Source organism: Hydrophilobacter chitinilyticus (assembly GCF_049860745.1).
Lineage (GTDB): Bacteria > Pseudomonadota > Gammaproteobacteria > Burkholderiales > Burkholderiaceae_C > Rhodoferax_B.
Window position 1 is genome coordinate 5,584,910 of sequence record NZ_CP187561.1, and the last position, 20,249, is coordinate 5,605,158.

Here is a 20,249-nt window from a genome sequence, read left to right on the forward strand (position 1 = left end):
AGAGGCAGACGAACTGCCACGCGGGCAGGCTATCCTCGGGGCCCATGTACGCGTCATTTTTTGGTCTGAGCCAAGACCCCTTCTCCATCGCCCCCGATCCGCGCTACCTCTTCATGAGCGAACGCCACCGCGAGGCGTTGGCGCATTTGTTGTACGGGTTGGACGGTGGCGGCGGCTTCGTGCTGCTGACTGGCGAAGTGGGCACCGGAAAAACCACGGTGTGCCGGTGCTTTCTGGAGCAGATTCCGGCGCACTGCAACGTGGCCTACATCTTCAACCCCAAGCTCACCGTGGGCGAGCTGCTGCAGGTGGTGTGCGACGAGTTTGGCATTGCGCACAGCCACAACGGGCCGGGGGCAGAAACCGTCAAAGACCTGATCGACCCGCTCAACACCTTCTTGCTGCAGGCCCACGCCAAGGGCGAGCGCAACGTGTTGATCATCGACGAGGCGCAAAACCTTTCGGCCGATGTGTTGGAGCAATTGCGCCTGCTGACCAACCTGGAAACCAACGAGCGCAAGCTACTGCAGATCATCTTGATCGGCCAGCCCGAGTTGCGCACCATGCTGGCCCGCCCCGAGCTGGAGCAACTGGCGCAGCGTGTGATCGCACGCTTCCACTTAGATGCCTTGTCGCAGGCCGAGACCGAGCAGTACCTGCAGCACCGCCTGTCGGTGGCCGGGCACCACGGCCCACTGCCATTTGATAAGCATGCGTTGCAACAGATTCAACGCCTGAGCCATGGCGTGCCCCGCCGCATCAACCTGCTGTGTGGGCGCGCGCTGTTGGGCGCCTACGCCACGGGCCAGCGCGTGGTGAACCGCGACATCGTGGCCAAGGCCGCGACCGAAGTCTTTGGCACGGCCAGCGCGCCCGCCACGGCAACACCACGCTCCAGCACACCGCTGATTGCGGGTGCGGGCGTGTTGGCCGGTGCCGCGCTGGTGGCCCTGGGCATGTGGTGGAGCGCGGGCCCCGCCGCGTCCACACCGAAAGAAGCGAACGCCGTCACGCTGTTGAAGCCCGCAAACAAGGCCAGCGCGGCCGCGTCAGCGGCAGGCGATGCGAACACGGCGCTGTTGTTTGATGCCGCCCAGCGCGACGAAAACAAAGCCTGGTGGGCACTCGCCGCCGCTTGGGGCAGCACCGCAGCCGCCGAAACCGCCAAGGCTGACGATGCCTGCAACGCCCTGGACAGCCAAGGCCTGCAATGTGTGCGCAGCAGCCGCACCAGCCTGGCCTTGATTCGCCAGTTGGACCGCCCCGGCATCGTCACACTGTTCGACGCCGAAGGCCGCCCCGCCTACGCGCAACTGGTGGCGCTGGACAACCAAACTGCCACCCTGCGCGTCGCCGGTGGCACACAAAAGCTGCCGTTGGCCAGCCTGGCACAGTGGTGGCGCGGCGACTTTGCCACGCTGTGGCGCATGCCCACCGAAGTAGCTAGCGCCAGCGGCAAAGCACGCACACGTGCGCAAGCCGATTGGCTGCAGGCGCAGTTGGAAAAGCTGCCCGGCAACGCCGCCCCCACCTCAGGCCCCAACACCTTGAAGGCCCAGGTGGCGCGCTTTCAACTCGGCCAGGGGCTGGAGCCCGATGGCCAGGCCGGCCCCATCACCTACCTGCAGCTCAACCGCGCCATTGGCACGACCGAGCCACGCCTATCGGCCACCCCCTGAATTCCTGAGCCGCTCCCCTATGTCCTACATTCTTGAAGCCCTGAAACGCGCCGAAGCCGAGCGCGACCGTGGCGCCGTGCCCACGCTGCACAGCCAGCCCCAGGCCAGCAACACCGTTGCGCCTGGCGCGCGCGCCGTGAGCCCGATGGTCGGCGCGTTGAGCGCTTTGTTGGTGATCGCCTTGGTGGTGATTGCCACGCTGTGGTGGCGTGGCCGCGCGCCTGCGGACAGCGCGCCGATGGCCGTTGCAACAGCGCCAGCCGCCCGGCCCGCTGCCGTTGCGCCGCCAGTGGTGGCAGCAGCACCAGTAGCCGCCCCGGCACCGGCACCAGCGCCAGCGCCAGCACCTCGACCCAAACCTGCCCCGGCTCCTGCCACGCCTCCAGCGCCTGCGCCGGTCGCAACACCAGCCCCCGCCGCTGCGCAGCCCGCACCTGCACCAGTAGTGGCCGCAGCGCCAAAACCTGCTCCCGTGGTTGAAGCCCCCAGCCGTATCTACGCCGTGGCCGACCTGCCGCCCGACGTGCGCCAGCAACTGCCGAAGATCAGCATCAACGGCGCCAGCTACTCAGAGCAACCGGCCTACCGCATGCTGATCGTCAACGGCCAGGTGTTCCACGAGAAAGATGAGATCACCGGCGGCGTGGTGCTCGAGTCGATTGGGCCAAAGAGCGCCGTGCTGCGCTTTAACGGATACCGCTTCAGCCAGGGCTTTTAAGCGACTTAAAGAAAAAGCGGCCCTGGCACTTGGTGGACAAGCGCGGGCCGCTATCTTTTTAGAAGTAGTTCGTCCTAACAGGTTGTTGAAAAACGTAGCGAGGAAGGTCAGATGCAAGGCGCACGGCGCACAGGAACCGGAGCGTACTTCTAGTACGTGAGGATTCCGAGCACCGGGCAACGCCGCAGATGACCTCCGCAGTAGTTTTTCAGCAGCCTGTTAGTGGTGGTGGCCGTGTTCGCCGTGTACGTGGCGGTGGGCAATTTCTTCGCCTGAAGCCAAACGCACGCCGGTCACGGCCAACGAGAACACCAGCGTCTCGCCCGCCATGGGATGGTTGCCGTCCAGCAGCACTTCGGGGCCCTTGATCTTCAGCACACGGAACACTTGCTCGCGGCCGTCTTCGGTGCGGCCGCGCAGCGTGCCGCCCACCTTCACACCGGCAGGGAACTGGCTGCGCGGAATGCTGGTGGCCAGGGCTTCGTCGCGCTCGCCAAAGGCATCGGCCGGGGCCAAGGTGATGGTGGTTTGAAAACCGGTTTCCTGGCCATCCAATGCGGCTTCAATCTTGGGGAAGGTGTTGTCGTACCCACCGTGCAGGTAGACCATGGGCGTCTGGCTCTGCTCCAGCAGTTTGCCTTGCGGGTTGGTGACCTTGTAGCGCAAGGTGACGACGGTGTCTTTGGTGATTTTCATGGTTGCTTGCTCAAAAGTCGTGGCCGACGGGTTAGCCGAAATGGGCGCCATTTTCACCGACTTCAACCACCGTGGTCATTCTGCGGTTTCTGTGCGGCCATCGGGGTGGCGCGCAAAGCGGGCCGGGTCGCGACCATGCACGGGCGCCTGGTCTGGCCACGGCCAGCCACCGAACTCGGTGGCGCGGTAGTCTTGCAGGGCTTGGCGGATTTCGGCCTCGGTGTTCATCACAAACGGGCCGTATTGCGCCACCGGCTCGTTGATCGGACGGCCTTGCAGCAGCAAGAATTCTGCCTCGGCATCGCCGTTGACCAGCTCCACCGGCACACCGGCTGCCAACTCCAACGCCGCATGTTGCGCCACGGTTTGGCCCGCCACCGCGACCGACTGGCCTTTGAAGAAATACAACATACGGCGGCTGTCTTGGCCCAACGCGGGCGGCAGCGTCCAGCGCGCGCCGGGCGCCATACGCAGCGTGAGGATGGCCACGTCGGCACCGGGTTGCGCGGCCCACGAGTCAGGCGGGGGCGGCAGCGTGGTGGCAGCGGCCATGGCGGGCGATGCATGGGTGGTGTCGACCTGGCCGGTGATCACGGCGATTTCTGTGGCGCGGCCAGCAGCATCGAGATCGGTCACACGCGTGATTTGCGGGCCCCAGAACATCGAGAAATGCGGCTGCACCATCTTGTTGCGCGCGGGCAGGTTCAGCCAGATCTGGAACAGCTCCAGCGGGTTGGGGGCGGCTTGGTCGAGCAGCGGGAACATCTCGGAATGCACCACACCAGCGCCAGCAGTCAACCACTGCACATCGCCCTGGCCAAAGCGCGCGGCAGCGCCCAGCGAATCAGCGTGGTCGATCAGCCCCTTGCGCACGATGGTCACGGTTTCAAACCCACGGTGCGGGTGACCCGGAAATCCCGGCACATCGTCGCCGTGGTACATGCTCCAGCCGTCTTTGCGACTGAAGTCCTGGCCAATGTCGCGCCCGGTCAGCGGCACGGCCGGGCCCATGGTGGCGTTAGCCGCTGGGTAGGCGTCGTCGTGGTAGGCACAGAAGAGGAACGGGTCAAGCGTGGCCCAGGGAAAACCTAGCGCCTTGGCTTGCAGGATGGGGTTGGGGGCAGCAGTGGAAGCAGTAGTATTGGACATGGGGCAGACCTTTCGCCCCGCAGCATACAAGTCGCCGGAAAACTCTGCCGGCCCACTGCTTTTAACCAGGCCTCGTTCGGCCTTGAGGCATAGGCTACTCCTCAGCGTTGCACAGCCAGTGCCAGCGCAATACCGGATGGCCGCAATGGCGTGCAACCAGGTGCTCAATGAGATGCGTGGCCCGGTACTCGGGGCTGTCCCAGTCGCGGTCGATCCAGATGATGGCTTCAAACAGGTTGCGCGCATCTTCCACGTCATGGTTTTCAGTGCGAGCGTCTGAGAACTCCAGCCGACTCAGCAGCGCCGACACCAGGGCCAAACTGGCACTCGCATCGCCCAGGGTGGCTTGCCCACGCAATGCGTCGAGCAGTGCGTTTTCTTGCCCGGCCAAATGCAAGGTGACGCGGTTCTGGGGCGCAGAGGAAGCCGTTGACGGCACCGACGGTTGCAGCACAAAAGTACTGACCATCGCCACAATAGCCGCCACGACCAACACCTCGGCAGCCCAGCGCAAGCACGGGCGCAACCATGCCCGTTGCGCCGGATTGGCAACCTCGCCACTGAACCAAGAAAGAGCCGTCTTCATCATGAGCACCTTTCAACAGGAAACTCAGAGAGGCGCGATCTTGCGACGGTGATGGCGGCTTGTCTGTCGCTATATGTAGCGACACTCCGAGCAGGGCTTCATGCCCGGCAAAGCCTTGCGGCGCGAAAAGCGGGTTTGGCCGAACCGATTCTTAGAACGTGTTTACGTTCTTAAACCGCGCGCCCGTCGTAGTGCTGCACCGGCACCGCCGCCAGATCCACACCATCCAGGCAGCGGATGTTGACCGCAGCCATGGCTTTGCCGTCAGGCCCCTTGCCTTCGCCAAAGGGGTGGATACCGCAGGTGGTGCAGAAGTGGTGCTGGATCACATGTTTGTTGAACATGTAGGTGCCCAACGCATCGGCGTCTGGTGGCGCGCGCCAGCGCAGTTGGCTGCGCGGCACAAACCACATCAACGCCCCCTTGCGCTGGCAGATGGAGCAGTTGCAGGACATGGCGCCCTCCAGCGTGCCTTCCACCTCGAATGCCAATTTGCCGCAGTGGCAACTGCCTTGGTAGAGCATGGTCATCTCGCCTATCGTCGTCTGTGGGTTATTCGACGATGATCATCCAGCCCACGCCAAACTTGTCGGCCACCATGCCGAAGGCTTTGGCAAAGAAGGTCTTGGTCAACGGCATCTGCACCTGGCCGCCCTCGCCCAAGGCTTTGAACAGGCGTTCTGCTTCAGCTTCCGTTGCAGGGTTCAACGACAGCGAAAAGCCCTGGAACACGGGCTTGCCGCTCGCATTGCCGTCGGACGCCATGACCTGCGTTTCGCCAATCTGAAAATTGGCGTGCATGATTTTTTCGGGTTGCATGGGGCCGCAGCCTGGAGCATCGGCGCCGCCGTCGCCCATGGGTTCGGGGCTGTCTTTGAAGCGCATCATCATCTGGATTTCTGCGCCAAGCACGGTCTTGTAGAAGTTCAGCGCCTCTTCGCAGGTGCCATCAAAAAACAAATAGGTTTGGACTTTCATGCGGGTCTCCTGAATCAAGGGGATGCGGTGCTCGTAGGGGGAACACATCGGGGAAAACAAACACTTGTGAACACCGTCCACAAAACATAACAGACATAATGGACAGCGTCCACATAAAAAGTGCATGTCTTTGAAACAAGCCCCGTCACCCGCCCGCCAACCCCGTGGCCCTCGCTCCACGTACCGCCATGGGGACCTGCACCGCACCCTGCTGGATGCCGGCATTGCCTTGGCCCGCGATGGTGGCCCGGACGCTGTGGTGCTGCGCGAAGCCACGCGCCGCGCCGGTGTGGCGCCGAATGCCGCCTACCGCCACTTCGCCAACCGCGACGCCCTGCTTGACGCCGTGCGCGCCGCTGCACTGGCAGAGGCCGCGATTGCCATGGAACAAGAGATGGCGGCATTGCCCCGCACGGGCACAGCCGTGGAACGCGCCCGCGCCAAGCTGCGCGCCGTGGGCACCGGCTATATGCGCTTTGCGCAAAGCCAAACCGGCCTGTTTCGCACCGCCTTCGGCGGCAAGTTCACGGTGGATCTCAACCGCCCACCCGATCCCGCCAAAGCGGGCCACACCGGGCTTGACCCCTTTCGCCACTTGGTCGCCGCGCTAGACGAATTGGTCGCCAGCGGCGCCCTGCCCGCCGAACGCCGCCACGGTGCGGAGTTCCTGGCCTGGTCCACCGTGCACGGCATGGCGCTTTTGTCGCTGGACGGCCCGATGCGCGAGCTGCCGCCGGTGGCGCAAGTAGCGCTGGGGCAGCGCTTGTTGGATATGGTGGAGCGCGGGTTGTAAGCGGCCGCGCATCGGCTAGGCAGAATCCAATTCGTGCAGCAGCACTTGGACCTGAAGCAGCAGAGGTGGCAATGAAGCCTGCACCACGTTCCAAACAGTGCTGACATTCACAGTGGCATAACCATGGATCAGTTGATTTCGGAACGCAACGATCTGCGGCAGATCGGCAATACGCGCGGCCACGGTGGCGTCCAACTTGGCCAGTTGATTTAACGCCTCACCGATAATTTCAAATTTGCGCTCCCCAGCGGCTTGTGCCATCGCGTTCGCCATGTATGCACCAGCATCCATACCCGCCACAAAAGACTGAATCGCCAAAGCAGATTCCCGCACGTCCCACAGAAATGCACGCGGGTCACGCTGCATAAACCGGCTCTCGGCTACTGTTGATCGTGGCCAACACAAATGGATTGCGAATGGCACCTGGCTCCACCAAGTCGACACCTCGGCCCAGCAATTCTTCCAAATCCGCTTTGGCGCCGAACAAAGTGTCCAGGCCCACAGTCACCTCGGGCGCGAATTCGACCAAAAAATCGGCGTCGCTGCTCTCCGGGTTGAAGTCCACCGCACGCGCTGCAGAGCCGAACACATCCAGTCGACGGATGTGATAACGCTGGCAAATGGTGGAGATGCCGTTGCGGTGTTGGGCGATGGCCGGATGCATGGTGGGAGTTTATACACAAGCCAACCGTACGAGGGTCAGTGCAGCACCTCAAACACTCGCGCGCCGCCATCGCATAGGCCGTCAGACAACACCAGCAGCCGGTAGTGCTGGGCGTCGCTCTGCAGCACAGTCATCGCTTCGGGTTTGACTTCCTTGTCGCAACCGCGCTTTTTGATATTGCGCAGATCAAGTGAGGCGAGCAGGCGAGGCGTGGCGATGGTCGGCAGCGCGGCGGTTGATGATTTGCGGGCGTCGAAGGCGGCCTCGGTGGCGCCAAGGCCGGAGGTGCGCGCGTCCCACCACGAGACGGTCCAGTCCGGTGTGGGCGATGTGTCCGCATCATCGGGGCCCGCCAGGATCAACAAGCCGTCGTCCACTGCCACCAAGTCGCGGATGCCACGGTGCGGGCCCAGCGCCAGCCGGTACAGCACGGGTTGCGGATCGGCGGTTTTGGAGAACAGTGCTTCAGCGTCAACCGACAGCACCCACGCCACGCCCTGCTGCACGGGGCCACGCAGACCGAAATACAAGCGGCCGCCGCGCACGGCCAGCCCTTCGATGTTCAGGCCATGGGCTTTGGCGCCATCGTCGCCAAGACAGTGGTCAAGCAACGGGCGCAATGCGGGCAGTTGCGCCATCACGTCCCATAGTCGCCCGGAGTCGGCGTAGTTGACCAGGCCACCGCTCGCCGTGCGCAGCGCCTGGCCGGTGGTGGGGTCACGGCGCAGGCGGATGACGTGGCGGCTGTCGGGGTTGGATGCGCAGTCTTTGCGCTTGTTGGAGTGCGAACCGGTAACGTAGAAAAAATGGCCGTCGGTGGTGGCGGCTTCGGCGTCGAGTTCGCCATCGTCGTTGCCACGCAAGGGGATGGCTTTGCCCAGGGGCGAGAGTTTTTGCCCCGCCACATCGAGTTGCGCAAAGTAGGCCGCACTGCCTTCGTCAAACGCCAACAGACACACGGGCTGACCCACCCCGTTCGGGGCGCAGGCGATGCCGCTGACCGATTGGCGGATCTTGCGCTGCTTCTTCTCGCTCTCCGCAAACACAAAGCCATCACCGGCATCCCACACGGCGGTAGCCGGTGCCGTCAGGGGCACTTGCTGCGCCCTGGCGGGCCCCGCCAGTAGCAGGCAAACCAAGACGCCAACGAAAGGAACCAGAGGAGAAAAAGGGGCTTTCCACATGCGCAGTACTGTACAGCCCATGGCCTAAATGCCTGTTGTGCCTATCCCTTTTGGGCTAGCCAAATGGCTGGTGCTTCTGGCGGCGCCCCCGTAAACTGTGCCCGCAACTCAGGAGCAGCCTCATGACCTTTTATGTTCTGGCCTTGCTGATCGGCGTGATTGCCGGCCTACGCGCGATGACCGCCCCCGCTGCGGTCAGTTGGGCAGCCCACTTCGGCTGGTTGCCCGTCGCCAACACACCGCTGGCGTTCATGGGCTGGGCCTACACGCCTTACATCTTCACAGTGCTGGCCATCGTGGAGTTTGTGACCGACCAACTCCCCCAAACCCCCAGCCGTAAAGTGCCGCAGCAGTTTGGCGCGCGCATCGTCAGCGGCGCCTTGTGTGGCGCGACCATTGGCGCGGCTGGCGGCAGTTTGATAGGTGGGCTGGTGGCTGGTGTGGTGGGTGCAGTGATTGGCACGTTGGGCGGCGCCGCAGCACGCGGGGCACTCGCCAGGAGCTTTGGCAGAGACCTGCCCGCTGCGTTGATTGAAGACGTGGTGGCGGTGGTGGGAGCGTACTTCATTGTGTCGGGCCACTTATGAGCACGCAGGCCAGTACGCCGCAGGTTTTTGATGCCATCGTCATCGGCGCGGGCCAGGCCGGGCCCTCACTCGCCGGCAGGTTGACGGCAGCCGGCCAAAAGGTGGCACTGGTGGAGCGCAAGCTGTTTGGCGGCACCTGTGTCAACACTGGCTGCATGCCCACCAAAACACTGGTGGCTTGCGCCCGCGCGGCACACGTGACGCGCCACGCGGCCGACTACGGCGTGCTGCTGCAGTGCGGCGGCGGCAGTGTGGCCATGGACATGGCGGTGGTGGCCGCGCGCAGGGACGCGGTGATTCACAACGCGCGCAACGGCGTGGAGGCTTGGCTCAAAGGCATGGACGGCTGCACGGTGTTCGAAGGCCATGCGCGCTTTGAATCGGCCAACACGGTGCGCGTGTCCAGCGATGGCACAGACACCGTGCTGCAAGCCAAACAGATCTTCATCAACGTGGGCGGCCGTGCGAACGTGCCCGACCTGCCGGGCGTGCAAGACGTGCCTTACCTCAACAACACCTCGATGTTGGCGCTCGACACGTTGCCCCGCCATTTGGTGGTGGTGGGCGGCAGCTACATTGGCCTGGAGTTCGCACAGGTTTACCGCCGCTTCGGCAGCGAGGTGACGGTGATTGAAAAAGGCCCGCGCCTCATCGCGCGCGAAGACGAAGATGTGTCTGACGCGGTGCGCGACATTCTGGCGGCCGAAGGCATTCAGTTCCGGCTGGGCGCCGAGTGCATTCGCTTCAGACAAGACGGCGACGACATTGCCGTAGGCGTGAATTGCACCAAAGGTGAACCCGAAGTGCTGGGCTCTCATGTGCTGCTGGCCATGGGCCGCCGCCCCAATACCGATGACCTGCAACTCGACCGCGCGGGGGTGGCGCTGGATGCACGCGGCTACATCACCGTAGACGACCAACTACGCACCAACGTGCCAGGCATCTGGGCGCTGGGCGACTGCAACGGCCGCGGCGCCTTCACGCACACCGCCTACAACGACTATGAAATCGTGGCCGACAACCTGCTCGAAGGCGCACACCGCAAACTCAGCGACCGCGTCGAAGGCTACGCGCTGTACATCGACCCGCCGCTGGGCCGTGCTGGTATGACAGTGGCGCAGGCCAAGAAATCCGGCCACAAAATCTTGGTGGGCCGCCGCCCGATGACGCGCATTGGCCGCGCGGTGGAACGTGGCGAAACCCAGGGTTTCATGCAAGTGGTGGTGGACGCCAACACGCTGGCGATTTTGGGCGCGTCGTTCCTGGGTGTGGAGGGTGACGAGGCCATCCACGGCATCCTCGACCACATGCACACCAAGCTGCCCTACACGGTGCTGCAGCAGGCGGTGCCGGTGCATCCCACGGTATCGGAGTTGATCCCGACCTTGCTGACGGAACTGAAGCCGCATTAAGGCTACGCTGAACAAGTCGCAGCATGCTGGGACTTGTTCAGCGTAGCCTCAAGACATCGGCTAAATTGGCGCTTCATCCCCACGAGGCTTCACTTTGAACAAACCCCTGCACATCGGCATCGTCGGCTGCTCGGCCGAGGGCGCGGCTCTTTGTTACCGCACCATCTGCACCGAAGGCGCGCAGTGGCTCGGCCCGCATGCGCACCCCGAGGTGTCGATGCACACGCATTCGCTGGCCGACTACGTGGCGTTTCTAGACGCCAGCGACCTGGCCGGTGTGGCGGGTCTCATGCTGTCGTCGGCAAACAAACTCGCGCGCATGGGCGCAGACTTCCTGATCTGCCCGGACAACACCATCCACCAGGCCTTGCCGCAGTTGCTGCCGCATTCACCCTTGCCGTGGCTGCACATTGCCGAAGTGGTGGCGCAAGAAGCCGCGCAACGCGGTTGGCGCAAAGTGGGCCTCACCGGCACGCGCTGGCTGGTGGACAGCGAGGTCTACCCCGAGAAGCTGGCCGCACACGGCGTGGCCTTTGAGCGGCCCACGCCAGAGGAGCGCGACGCCATCAACCACGTCATCATGGAAGAGTTGGTACCAGCAAAGCCGTCCCCAAACGGCGAGGCGACGTTTCAGGCGGTCATCCGGCGCATGCAAGGCTTGGGTTGCGAAGGCGTGGTGCTGGGCTGCACCGAGATTCCACTGCTGATGAACGACCGCAACTCGCCCTTGCCCACACTCGACTCCACGCGGCTGCTGGCCCGGGCTGCGTTGCGACGCGCGGTACACGCGCTCCTGTAACAAAACCCCACAAAATCAACGGGATAGAGCGCCATCACCTGCTGACGGCAGGGTCGTATGTCGCCTAGTTGACACCGTCAAAGGTGTATGCAAAGAATGGACGCGAAAAGTGCCTACAAAGCGCTGCGCAGCCGCACAGAGCGCTATCACTTTGCGAGAGCGTGAATGTCGGGGTTTTTTACACACTAGGCAAAACCGCACAACCTCGAGGTTTCTTACACGCCATTTGTTGCAGAAATGCTTAGTAGAAACACTGATATCTCACCTTGATTTGAATCAAATCTTTACAATTTAGCCCCACATCGCAGCCACCCACCTGCGTTTGCTGCTCCACACAAGCACCCCATTGCACCCAATGCGGGTCGCGCCGCGTGGCCCTATCTCTATTTATCTTCTCTTATGTCGCAAGCATTTCCCGCAAATCGCTCCGTTGCGCGCCAAGTCACACTCATTTCCATGGGTTTGGTCGCGCTGGTTTTCGTGATTGTTGGCCTGGTCATCAGTGCCATCACCGAACGCGCAGCCCGCGCCGAAATTGTTGCTGCCGTGAGCGACAAAGTAGATGCATTGGCCCGCTCGGTCGACAACACCGACGCCACCAACCGCGCACTGGTGAAACGCGCCGACAGCGCTTTTCGCAGCGCCTTTGACGCCACGCTGGTGCTGGACGAAGCCACCGGCGAACTACGCAACGCCGGCGCGGTGCTGAACTCCGACTACACCATCGTCGACAAATTTACCCGCGACACCGGCGGCGTGGCCACGGTGTTCGCGCGCAAGGGTGACGACTTCATGCGCATTACCACCTCGCTGAAAAAGCAGGACGGTGAACGCGCCATGGGCACCCTGCTCGACCGCACCCACCCGGCCTACCAACTGGCCTTGAACGGCCAGCCGTTCACCGGCCGCGCCGTGTTGTTTGGCAAGCCTTATATGACGCACTATGAGCCGGTGAAGAACGCGGCTGGCAAGGTGATCGCCATCCTGTTTGTGGGCAGCGACATTTCGTTATTTGAAGACTCACTCAAAGCCCAGGTGCTGGAAACCAAGCTCTTCGCCCACGGCGGTGTGACCGTGATCGACCCGCGCAGCAACCTGGCCGATGCCCTGTTTGTGATCCACCCCACCTCGGCCGGCAAAAAGGTCAGCGAAGTGGCGCCCGCTTCCGGCGACTTTCTGAAGACCTTGGCGGCAACACCTGCAGGCACCATCACGCCTGCTACGGATGTTCTGGGCGGCAGCATGAGCGACGCCTGGGCCGTGGTGCGCAAGAGCAAAGCCACGGGCTGGCTGGTGCTGGCCGAAGTGTCCGACGGCGAAGCCATGGCCGACCAACACCAGACCATGTTCGTGATGTGGTGTGTGCTGGCGTTGGCTGTGGTGGTGCTGGGTGCGGGCCTGTTCTGGGTGCTGCGCCAACGCGTGAGCACACCGCTGCGTGCACTCACCAAAGCGCTGACCACCGTGGCCCAAGGCGACCTGACGCAAGCCTTCGAGACCACCCAGCGCGACGAACTCGGCAGGCTGGTCAATGAAGTCGAAGGCATGCGCAAACGCTATCTGCAAATGCTGCAGCAAGTGCGCCTGGCCATCGACAGTGTGTCCACCGCCAGCCAGGAGATTGCCACCGGCAACCACGACCTGAGCATCCGCACCGAGCAAACCGCAAGCAACCTGCAAGAGACCGCGCAGAGCATGGAAGAGCTGACCGCCACGGTCAAACAATCCGCAGAATCGGCCCAACAAGCCAACCGTTTGGCTGGCTCGGCCAGCGAAGTGGCCGCACGCGGCGGCAGCATGATTGGCGACGTGGTCAACACCATGAACGCCATCAACCAAAGCTCGCGCCAGATCGCCGACATCACCAGCGTGATCGATGGCATTGCTTTCCAAACCAACATTCTGGCGCTGAACGCGGCGGTAGAAGCCGCCCGCGCCGGTGAACAAGGCCGCGGCTTTGCCGTGGTGGCAAGTGAAGTGCGTAGCCTGGCACAACGCTCGGCCCAAGCGGCCAAGGAGATCAAGAGCCTGATCGACAAATCGGTCGGCCAGGTGGAAGCAGGCTCTGAACTGGTGCAACGTGCCGGCAGCACCATGCAAGACATTGTGGGCGCCGTGCAAAACGTCAACAACATGATCAGCGACATCACCATGGCCGCAGGCGAACAGTCGGACGGCATTGGCAACGTCAACGGTGCGGTGAACACGCTGGACCAAATGACCCAGCAAAACGCCGCGCTGGTGGAAGAAAGCGCCGCCGCTGCGGCCAGCCTGCAAGACCAGGCCGCGCGCCTGGCCGAAGTCATCAAGTTCTTCAAGCTCGGCCCGGTGGGTCAAGCCGGCCAAGCCGGTCACTTCCCGGCGCTCACCCGCGATTAAGCTTTGGTTGAACGGGCCCCAATCTTGCGTGAGCACACGATGAAAACAACAACCTCCCTGACCCTGGGCCGCAAGCTCGGCGGCGGCTTCGGCCTCGTCTGTCTGCTACTGCTGGCCGTGGTGCTGGTCGCCGCCTGGCAGTTGCGCGCCATGCAATCCACGCTGCAAGAAGTGGTGGAAGTGAACAACCGCCAGATGCTGCAGGCGCAAACGCTGATGCAAGACGTCAACAGCATTGGCCAGTCGATCCGCGACATGGCGCTGCTGCAGATCAACAAAGATCTGGACGAAGAAATGGCCAGCCTGAAAAGCAGCTTCGCGCACTACGACGAAGTGGAGCGCGCGCTCTCCAGCGCCGAAGGCCGCACGGCAGATGAAGACCGCATCTTCGCCGCCATGAAGGCCGTGCGCACCAAGGTGCAGCCCGCCATCATGGAAGCCGCCGCACTGGGCCAGGACGGCGCCACGCCAGAAGCCGCCAACATGATCACCAGCACCATCCGCCCCAGCCTGCGCGAATGGCGCAGCCACGTGCAAGCGCTGGTGACGCTGAAGACCACGCGCAACGAAACCCAGTTTCAAAGCGCGCAAGCGCAGCAAGCTTCGGCTACCGTGTTGTTGTGGACGATTGGCCTGCTGGCCATTTTGGTCAGCGTGGTGTGCGCCATCGTGTTACCGCGCTCCGTGACCCGCCCCTTGACCGAAGCCATTGAAGTCGCCGAGCGCATTGCCGAAGGCGACCTTAGCTCCAAGCTTGACACCCGTCGTGGCGACGAAATCGGCCAGTTGCTGCGCAGCATTGCGCGCATGCAGTCGGGCCTGCACAAGCTGGTGACACAAGTGCGCAGCAGCGCCAACAGCATTGCCACTGCGAGCCAGGAAATCGCCACCGGCAACCACGACCTGAGCATCCGCACCGAGCAAACCGCCAGCAATCTGCAAGAGACCGCGCAGAGCATGGAAGTGCTCACCGCCACGGTCAAACAATCGGCCGAAGCGGCCCAACAGGCCAACCGTTTGGCAGGCTCTGCCAGCGAAGTGGCCGCGCGCGGCGGCAGCATGATTGGCGACGTGGTCAACACCATGGGCGCCATCAATCAAAGCTCGCGCCAGATTGCCGACATCACCAGCGTGATCGACGGCATTGCCTTCCAAACCAACATCCTGGCGCTGAACGCGGCCGTAGAAGCCGCGCGCGCCGGTGAACAAGGCCGTGGCTTTGCGGTGGTGGCAAGTGAAGTGCGCAGCCTGGCACAACGCTCGGCCCAGGCCGCCAAAGAGATCAAGGGCTTGATCGACAAGTCGGTGAGCCAAGTGTCTGCGGGCTCTGATTTGGTGGAGCGCACCGGCAGCACCATGCAAGACATTGTGGGCGCGGTGCAAAACGTCAACAACATGATTGGCGACATCACCATGGCCGCGAGCGAACAGTCGGACGGCATTGGCAACGTGAACGCATCCGTCAGCCAACTCGACCAGATGACCCAGCAGAACGCCGCGCTGGTGGAGCAAAGCGCCGCTGCCGCATCCAGCCTGCAGGAGCAGGCCGCCAAACTGGCCGAGGTGATTCGCGTGTTCCAACTCGGTGACGAGCCTTCCAGCTTATCAATGCCAGCGCCGTCTGCACGCATTGCACGTGAGCGTCTCGCATTGCCGCGCTAACGCCCCTCTGAATCGCCAGGCAGTTTCGACAACGCCCAACGCCCTCTCTCTGGGTGTTGGGCGTTTTGCTTTGCGGTCGATTGAATACCTGTAAACGGTGCGCCCGTCCCCTATACTCGCCGCCGTTTGCTAGCTAATCCAAGAACCTGTTTAATGTCTTTTCGGGGGTACGCATGCGGTCCCTGCCATGTCCATCTAGACGCAGACCGCAGGTCATACGTCCGTATGGCCCAGGGATGTAACGACGAGGGGCGTGGCAGGGGCGGCATGCCCTTCGGGTTACCTCTTGCAGCAGAGCCATGCGTCGTTACGCGTCCTCGCTGGGCAGAGAGCCCAGCTTGCGGCGCGCGCCTAGCCTTGCACTACTGCAAGAGGTAACGTACCCTCGAAAAGACATTGAACAGGTTCTCAGCCATGCATCCACTGCCTCGTGGCCCCGGTATTGCGCCACGAGCTTCTGCCCCTTCATCGGCCTCGCATGACTCCTACACCTTTGCTTTCGCGCCGCGACGCACAGCGTTTGATCGCCAGCCTTTTCGCCCTGCCTGCCGCCGCACCGCTGTTGGCCCAAACCACGACCACCCCAGCCTTGGCACCACGCCTGCCGACCGAGGCCTTCGCCCAACTGCCGCTGCTGCAGGGCATGCAGCTGTCGCCCGACGGCAACTTTGTGGCCGGCATCGTCAACCTGGGCGACAGCAGCGCGCTGGTGGTGCAGGGCGTCACGCCCGGCAGCGCGGTGGTGCCGCTGCTCAAGACCGACAACGTACGCTTCACCTTCAACTGGGTCCACTGGGTCAACCCCGATCTGCTGATCGCGAGCCTGCGCTACCCGGCCACGCGCGGCGCGGTCGATACAACAGAGCGGCGGCTGATGTCGGTGCGACGCGACGGCAGCAAGCTGTTTCACCTCGACCTCCGGCCGAACCGCGATGGCGGCCAATTGGCGAGCATGGCTTGGCAAATCCAGGACGATGTCATCGATACGCTACCGGAAGACGGGCAACACGTGCTGCTCGCCCTGACCAGTGGCGGCAACGGTGAACCGGCGGTCTACAAAGTCAACGTCACCAACGGCCAGCGCGACATGGTGCACGCGGCCAAACGCGGCGTGGTGGGCTGGGTGCCAGACCGCCAGCACCAGATCCGTGTGGGTGTAGTGCAAAACGGCGAGCAGTTTGAAATCATCGAGCGCAGCAAAACGGGTACCGACTGGCGCTCGCTCTGGAAGTTCGAGCGTTACAGCGAAAACGCCACCTGGCCGCTGGGCTTTGACACGGAGCCCCAAACACTGTGGGTGCGTGCCTGGCACCAAAACCACTGGGCGGTGTTCAGCGTCAATCTGGCCGACCCTGCGCTCCCACGCAAGCTGCAACTGGCGCTACCCGGCGTCGACATCGACGGCGACCTGATGTACTCGGAACACACCAACGAAGTGGTGGGCGTGAACAACACGGGCACCGCCGGCGCAGCCAATGCGCGGGTCTACCTGTGGGAGCCCGAGCTGAAAGCTCTGGCCCAGATGATCGACCAGCAACTGCCGGGCCGCTACAACCGTTTGACCAGCTTCAGCAGCGACGAGCAGCGTTATTTGCTGTACTCCAGCGGCAATGGCCTCCCTGGCCAGTACTTCGTGGGCCACCGTACATGCGGTGAATTGCGGCTGTTGAGCGACACCCAACCCAAGCTGCACCCACGCCAATTGGTAGGCAAGAAGGCCACGTTCATCAAAGCCCGCGATGGCCTGCCGCTGCACGCCTTCATCAGCCAACCCAAAGGCGCAGCGGCCGACCAACCGCTGCCGCTGGTGTTGCTGCCCCACGGCGGCCCGGAGAGCAGCGACGATGACGACTTTGACTACTGGACGGAGTTTCTGGCCAACCGGGGCTACCGCGTGCTGCAGGTCAACTTCAGAGGATCGGACGGCGCGGGCCTGGCCCACAAAAAGGCCGGCATCCAACGCTGGGGCCTGGAGATGCAGGACGACCTGACCGATGCCGTGCAGTGGGCCGTCGAACAAAAGCTGGCCGACCCGCAACGCCTGGCCATCGTCGGTGCCAGCTACGGAGGCTACGCGGCGCTGATGGGCGTGGTGAAAACACCAGACCTGTTCCGCTGCGCCATCAGCTTTGCCGGGGTCAGCAACCTGCCCGACCTGGTGTTCGCCGCGCGCAACTACATCGGCGGCCTGACCGGAGCCGAGGCACAGATTGGCGACACCTGGGGCGACAGCGAACGCTTGAAGGCCACCTCGCCATCGCAGCAAGCCGCACGCATCCAGGTGCCGGTGCTGCTGGTGCACGGCACCTCCGACCGCGTGGTGCCAGTAGACCAAAGCAAAACCATGGCCAGCGCCCTGTCGCGCGCCGGCAAGCCCTACCAGTTCATCGAACTCGAAGGCGGCGACCACCATCTCAGCCGCTACAGCCACCGGCTGGAGTTCTTCCAGGCGATGGAGTCGTTTTTGGCCAAACACATCGGCACAGTGCGCAGCGACCTCTAACAACCTGCTCAGGGGAGGGTTCGGGCTCTCCCCGGCTGCTCTGCGCGGAATTTCCCTGCCAGAATAAGCTTGATGGCCGCCTACCCGATCACCCCCACCAAACTTCTTCGCCTGCCCCGCCGGCTGCTGGCCGCCGGCGAAAACGGGCTTCGCGTGGCCCTTAGCCACTACGTGCTCAACGGCCTGAGCGTCACCACCGGCCTGGTGTTGATCATGCTGCTGATCTTCGAGACCGCTGGCCTGGCGGGCGCCAGCAGCGCGGCAGTGGGCATCATGATCACCAGCCTGCCCGACGTGGCCGCGCCGCGCCACCGCAAGCTCATGCAGGTGCTGCCCGCGCCGCTGCTGGGCGCGCCGCTGTTCATGGCCACGCAGTGGCTGCGCACCGATGACTTCGCGCTGGGCGTGCTGCTGGTGGCCGGCACCTTCATGGCGGTGATGATGATGGCCTGGGGCAAACGCGGTGGGCCGATCACGTTTTCGCTGCTGTTCTCGATGCTGTTTTCGATGGCCGCACCGCCGCCGCCCTCGTTTGAGGCGGTGCTGGTGCACGGCGGCTGGTTTGCGTTGGGCGGCACGCTGTACCTGGCCTGGGCAGTGCTGACCGCCAAGCTGCTGAACAACCGCTTCCGCACCCAAATGCTGGCCGAGTGTGTGCAACTGCTGGCGCAGCTGCTGCGCACCCAGGCCGGGCGTTTTGCGCCCGAGGCCGACGCACAAAAACTGCTGGCCGACATGCTGCAGCAGCAGGCCGCGCTGGCCGACCATCTGCAGAACACCCGCGACGTGGTGCTCGAATCGCCCACGACGCCGCAGCGCGCGCGCCTGGCCGGCATTCTGCTAAGCCTGCTGGAAGCACGCGACCACCTGCTCGCCTGCGACCTCGACATGGACACGCTGCAACTGCAAGCCGGCGACACCCAAGCGCTGCCCGCCTTGCAGCAGGTGCTGCTGACCACGGCGCACCAGTTGGAGCGGCTGAGCTTCTCGCTGCTGCTGGGCCGCGCACCACAGACCATTGCGCCCATCTCCAACCAACGCGCGCTGCTGGCCGGCCACTTGCCAGACCGGCCAGATAGACATGGTGCCGCCGAACAGAACCCGTTGGCACCGCCCCCAATGGCGCTGGGCGAGGCGGACGAACGCATCTTGCTGCACAACATTGCCGACCGCGTGGGCCATATCAACGACGAAGCCGTGCGCCTGGCCGCGCTGGCACGCGGCGACCAGCAGCCCGAACTGGCAGCGGTGCGCACGCAGTGGCAAATGTTTGTCAGCCCCACGCGCTGGGCCTTGGCACCGCTGCTGAAGCAACTGGTGTGGGGCGCACCCATCTTGCTGTATGCGCTGCGCGCCACGCTGGCTTTGGGCGTGGGCTACCTGGTGTCGCTGCACCTGCCGTGGGCGGCGCACAAGTATTGGATTTTGATCACCATCGTGGTAGTGATGCGCGGCAACCTGTCGCAAACCGTGCAGCGGCGCAACGACCGGGTGCTGGGCACCTTCATCGGCTGCCTGGCCGTGACGGCGCTGCTGGCCGCCCACCCGCCCGCGCGGCTGTTGTTTGTGGTGATTGCGCTGGGCATGGGCCTGGCACATGCGTTTGCGCTGCGGCGCTACCTCTACACGTCGATTGCCGGCACGCTGGCCGGGCTGCTGCAGGCGCACATTCTGCTGGCCGGGGCATCACCCACCTTTGCCGTGGCCGAACGCCTGGCCGATACGCTGCTGGGTGCGGTGCTGGCCTGGATCTTCAGCTACGTGTTGCCCACCTGGGAGCGCAACCAACTGCCCGCGCTGGTGCGGCGCAGCGTGCGCGCGCAACTGCAGCACGCGCGCGGCTCGCTGGCGTTGCTGTCGCCCGCACAAACCACCGACCTGGCTTGGCGCCTGGCGCGCCGCGAGGCTTACGACAGCCTGTCGGCCCTGACGCTGGCCACCCAGCGCAGCCTGGCCGAGCCCAAGGCCGTGCGCCCACCCCTGGGCCCGCTGGAGTCGTTACAGGCGCGCAGCTACCAGTTGCTGGCGCAGCTCACCGCCGTGAAGTCTTTGCTGACCTTGCGCCGTGGCCAGCTCGACATGGCGCTGGCCACCCCCGCCCTGCAACAAGCGGCCAAACAAATTGAGGAAGCCCTGGGCGGCACGGCCACCGATGCCGTCCCCGCTACCGCAGCCCCCATCACAGAGCCTACGGAGCCCGGCGTGGCCGGCCAGCCCTACCAGCAGGCGCCCGACCCGCTGGTGTTGCACGACCTCACGCCCTGGCTGCTGCGCCGCCTGGCTCTGGCTGTCGCCATGGCGCGTGAACTGCAGCGCAGCGCGGCGCAGGCGCAACAGCCCATGCAGGGCTGAGTCAAATGCTACTCTTTATATAGCTACTCACGCTATTCCTTGGGGCGCTAACGGCCGATTTCCCTATGGACGCGGTGGCCGCCTACAGGGCCAGTCCGCAGACTCGGT

At 63.8% G+C, this 20,249-nt stretch carries 18 protein-coding genes; 10 read left to right on the top strand and 8 right to left on the bottom strand.

The genetic code is table 11. The annotated features are described in order from the left end of the window. Nucleotides 1-44: 44 nt before the first annotated feature. Nucleotides 45-1,679: an ExeA family protein gene (locus tag ACPWMG_RS25040; protein ID WP_483302189.1), complete on the top strand. Its 1,635-nt coding sequence runs from the start codon at nucleotides 45-47 to the stop codon at nucleotides 1,677-1,679. Between the two features lie 19 nt (nucleotides 1,680-1,698). Next, nucleotides 1,699-2,397, top strand: a complete 699-nt coding sequence (locus ACPWMG_RS25045; RefSeq protein ID WP_483302190.1) for a general secretion pathway protein GspB — start codon at nucleotides 1,699-1,701, stop codon at nucleotides 2,395-2,397. Between the two features lie 219 nt (nucleotides 2,398-2,616). Here the strand turns inward: ACPWMG_RS25045 and ACPWMG_RS25050 are convergent, their stop codons facing one another. From ACPWMG_RS25050 to ACPWMG_RS25070, 5 genes are all read right to left on the bottom strand, one after another. Beyond that, nucleotides 2,617-3,093, bottom strand: a complete 477-nt coding sequence (locus ACPWMG_RS25050) for an FKBP-type peptidyl-prolyl cis-trans isomerase (protein ID WP_483302191.1) — start codon at nucleotides 3,091-3,093, stop codon at nucleotides 2,617-2,619. 75 nt (nucleotides 3,094-3,168) lie between these two features. Further along, a complete protein-coding gene (locus ACPWMG_RS25055) occupies nucleotides 3,169-4,242 on the bottom strand; it encodes a pirin family protein (protein WP_483302192.1) in 1,074 nt (357 codons plus the stop codon). A gap of 94 nt (nucleotides 4,243-4,336) precedes the next feature. Next, the gene (locus ACPWMG_RS25060) at nucleotides 4,337-4,828 is read right to left on the bottom strand and encodes a hypothetical protein (protein ID WP_483302193.1); all 492 of its coding nucleotides are present in this window, start codon (nucleotides 4,826-4,828) and stop codon (nucleotides 4,337-4,339) included. 170 nt (nucleotides 4,829-4,998) lie between these two features. Next, nucleotides 4,999-5,352 (bottom strand): GFA family protein, encoded by a 354-nt coding sequence (locus ACPWMG_RS25065; protein ID WP_483305340.1) that lies wholly within the window; start codon nucleotides 5,350-5,352, stop codon nucleotides 4,999-5,001. A 28-nt stretch (nucleotides 5,353-5,380) separates the two neighbouring features. Next, on the bottom strand, nucleotides 5,381-5,806 hold the full coding sequence (locus ACPWMG_RS25070) for a VOC family protein (RefSeq protein ID WP_483302194.1): 426 nt from the start codon (nucleotides 5,804-5,806) through the stop codon (nucleotides 5,381-5,383). A 124-nt stretch (nucleotides 5,807-5,930) separates the two neighbouring features. On the opposite strand from ACPWMG_RS25070, the gene ACPWMG_RS25075 reads away from it, so the two are divergent. Beyond that, nucleotides 5,931-6,599, top strand: coding sequence for a TetR/AcrR family transcriptional regulator (locus ACPWMG_RS25075; protein ID WP_483302195.1), 669 nt, complete (start codon nucleotides 5,931-5,933; stop codon nucleotides 6,597-6,599). Nucleotides 6,600-6,614: 15 nt separating this feature from the next. Here the strand turns inward: ACPWMG_RS25075 and ACPWMG_RS25080 are convergent, their stop codons facing one another. Genes ACPWMG_RS25080 through ACPWMG_RS25090 form a run of 3 tightly spaced genes read right to left on the bottom strand, consistent with a single transcriptional unit; the run spans nucleotide 6,615 to nucleotide 8,360 of the window. Continuing rightward, complete coding sequence (locus tag ACPWMG_RS25080) at nucleotides 6,615-6,965, bottom strand: HepT-like ribonuclease domain-containing protein (RefSeq protein WP_483302196.1); 351 nt, start codon at nucleotides 6,963-6,965, stop codon at nucleotides 6,615-6,617. Beyond that, nucleotides 6,955-7,263 carry a nucleotidyltransferase family protein gene (locus ACPWMG_RS25085; protein WP_483302197.1) on the bottom strand — a complete coding sequence of 103 codons (309 nt, stop codon included), beginning with the start codon at nucleotides 7,261-7,263 and terminating at the stop codon, nucleotides 6,955-6,957. Before ACPWMG_RS25085 ends, ACPWMG_RS25080 begins: the two co-directional genes overlap by 11 nt. A 35-nt stretch (nucleotides 7,264-7,298) precedes the next feature. Beyond that, on the bottom strand, nucleotides 7,299-8,360 hold the full coding sequence (locus ACPWMG_RS25090) for a DUF3616 domain-containing protein (protein ID WP_483302198.1): 1,062 nt from the start codon (nucleotides 8,358-8,360) through the stop codon (nucleotides 7,299-7,301). A gap of 209 nt (nucleotides 8,361-8,569) precedes the next feature. On the opposite strand from ACPWMG_RS25090, the gene ACPWMG_RS25095 reads away from it, so the two are divergent. The 7 genes from ACPWMG_RS25095 (at nucleotide 8,570) to ACPWMG_RS25125 (ending at nucleotide 20,141) form a co-directional block, all read left to right on the top strand. Further along, complete coding sequence (locus ACPWMG_RS25095) at nucleotides 8,570-9,034, top strand: DUF4126 domain-containing protein (protein ID WP_483302199.1); 465 nt, start codon at nucleotides 8,570-8,572, stop codon at nucleotides 9,032-9,034. After that, nucleotides 9,031-10,446 (top strand): FAD-containing oxidoreductase, encoded by a 1,416-nt coding sequence (locus ACPWMG_RS25100; RefSeq protein ID WP_483302200.1) that lies wholly within the window; start codon nucleotides 9,031-9,033, stop codon nucleotides 10,444-10,446. The genes ACPWMG_RS25095 and ACPWMG_RS25100 overlap by 4 nt, the downstream gene beginning before the upstream one ends. A 94-nt stretch (nucleotides 10,447-10,540) precedes the next feature. Further along, complete coding sequence (locus ACPWMG_RS25105; RefSeq protein WP_483302201.1) at nucleotides 10,541-11,245, top strand: aspartate/glutamate racemase family protein; 705 nt, start codon at nucleotides 10,541-10,543, stop codon at nucleotides 11,243-11,245. A gap of 456 nt (nucleotides 11,246-11,701) precedes the next feature. Continuing rightward, a complete protein-coding gene (locus ACPWMG_RS25110) occupies nucleotides 11,702-13,624 on the top strand; it encodes a methyl-accepting chemotaxis protein (RefSeq protein WP_483302202.1) in 1,923 nt (640 codons plus the stop codon). A 39-nt stretch (nucleotides 13,625-13,663) separates the two neighbouring features. Next, nucleotides 13,664-15,286: a methyl-accepting chemotaxis protein gene (locus tag ACPWMG_RS25115; protein ID WP_483302203.1), complete on the top strand. Its 1,623-nt coding sequence runs from the start codon at nucleotides 13,664-13,666 to the stop codon at nucleotides 15,284-15,286. 478 nt (nucleotides 15,287-15,764) lie between these two features. Continuing rightward, the gene (locus ACPWMG_RS25120; RefSeq protein ID WP_483302204.1) at nucleotides 15,765-17,789 is read left to right on the top strand and encodes an alpha/beta hydrolase family protein; all 2,025 of its coding nucleotides are present in this window, start codon (nucleotides 15,765-15,767) and stop codon (nucleotides 17,787-17,789) included. A 72-nt stretch (nucleotides 17,790-17,861) separates the two neighbouring features. Next, nucleotides 17,862-20,141, top strand: coding sequence for an FUSC family protein (locus tag ACPWMG_RS25125; RefSeq protein ID WP_483302205.1), 2,280 nt, complete (start codon nucleotides 17,862-17,864; stop codon nucleotides 20,139-20,141). Nucleotides 20,142-20,249: the final 108 nt, after the last annotated feature.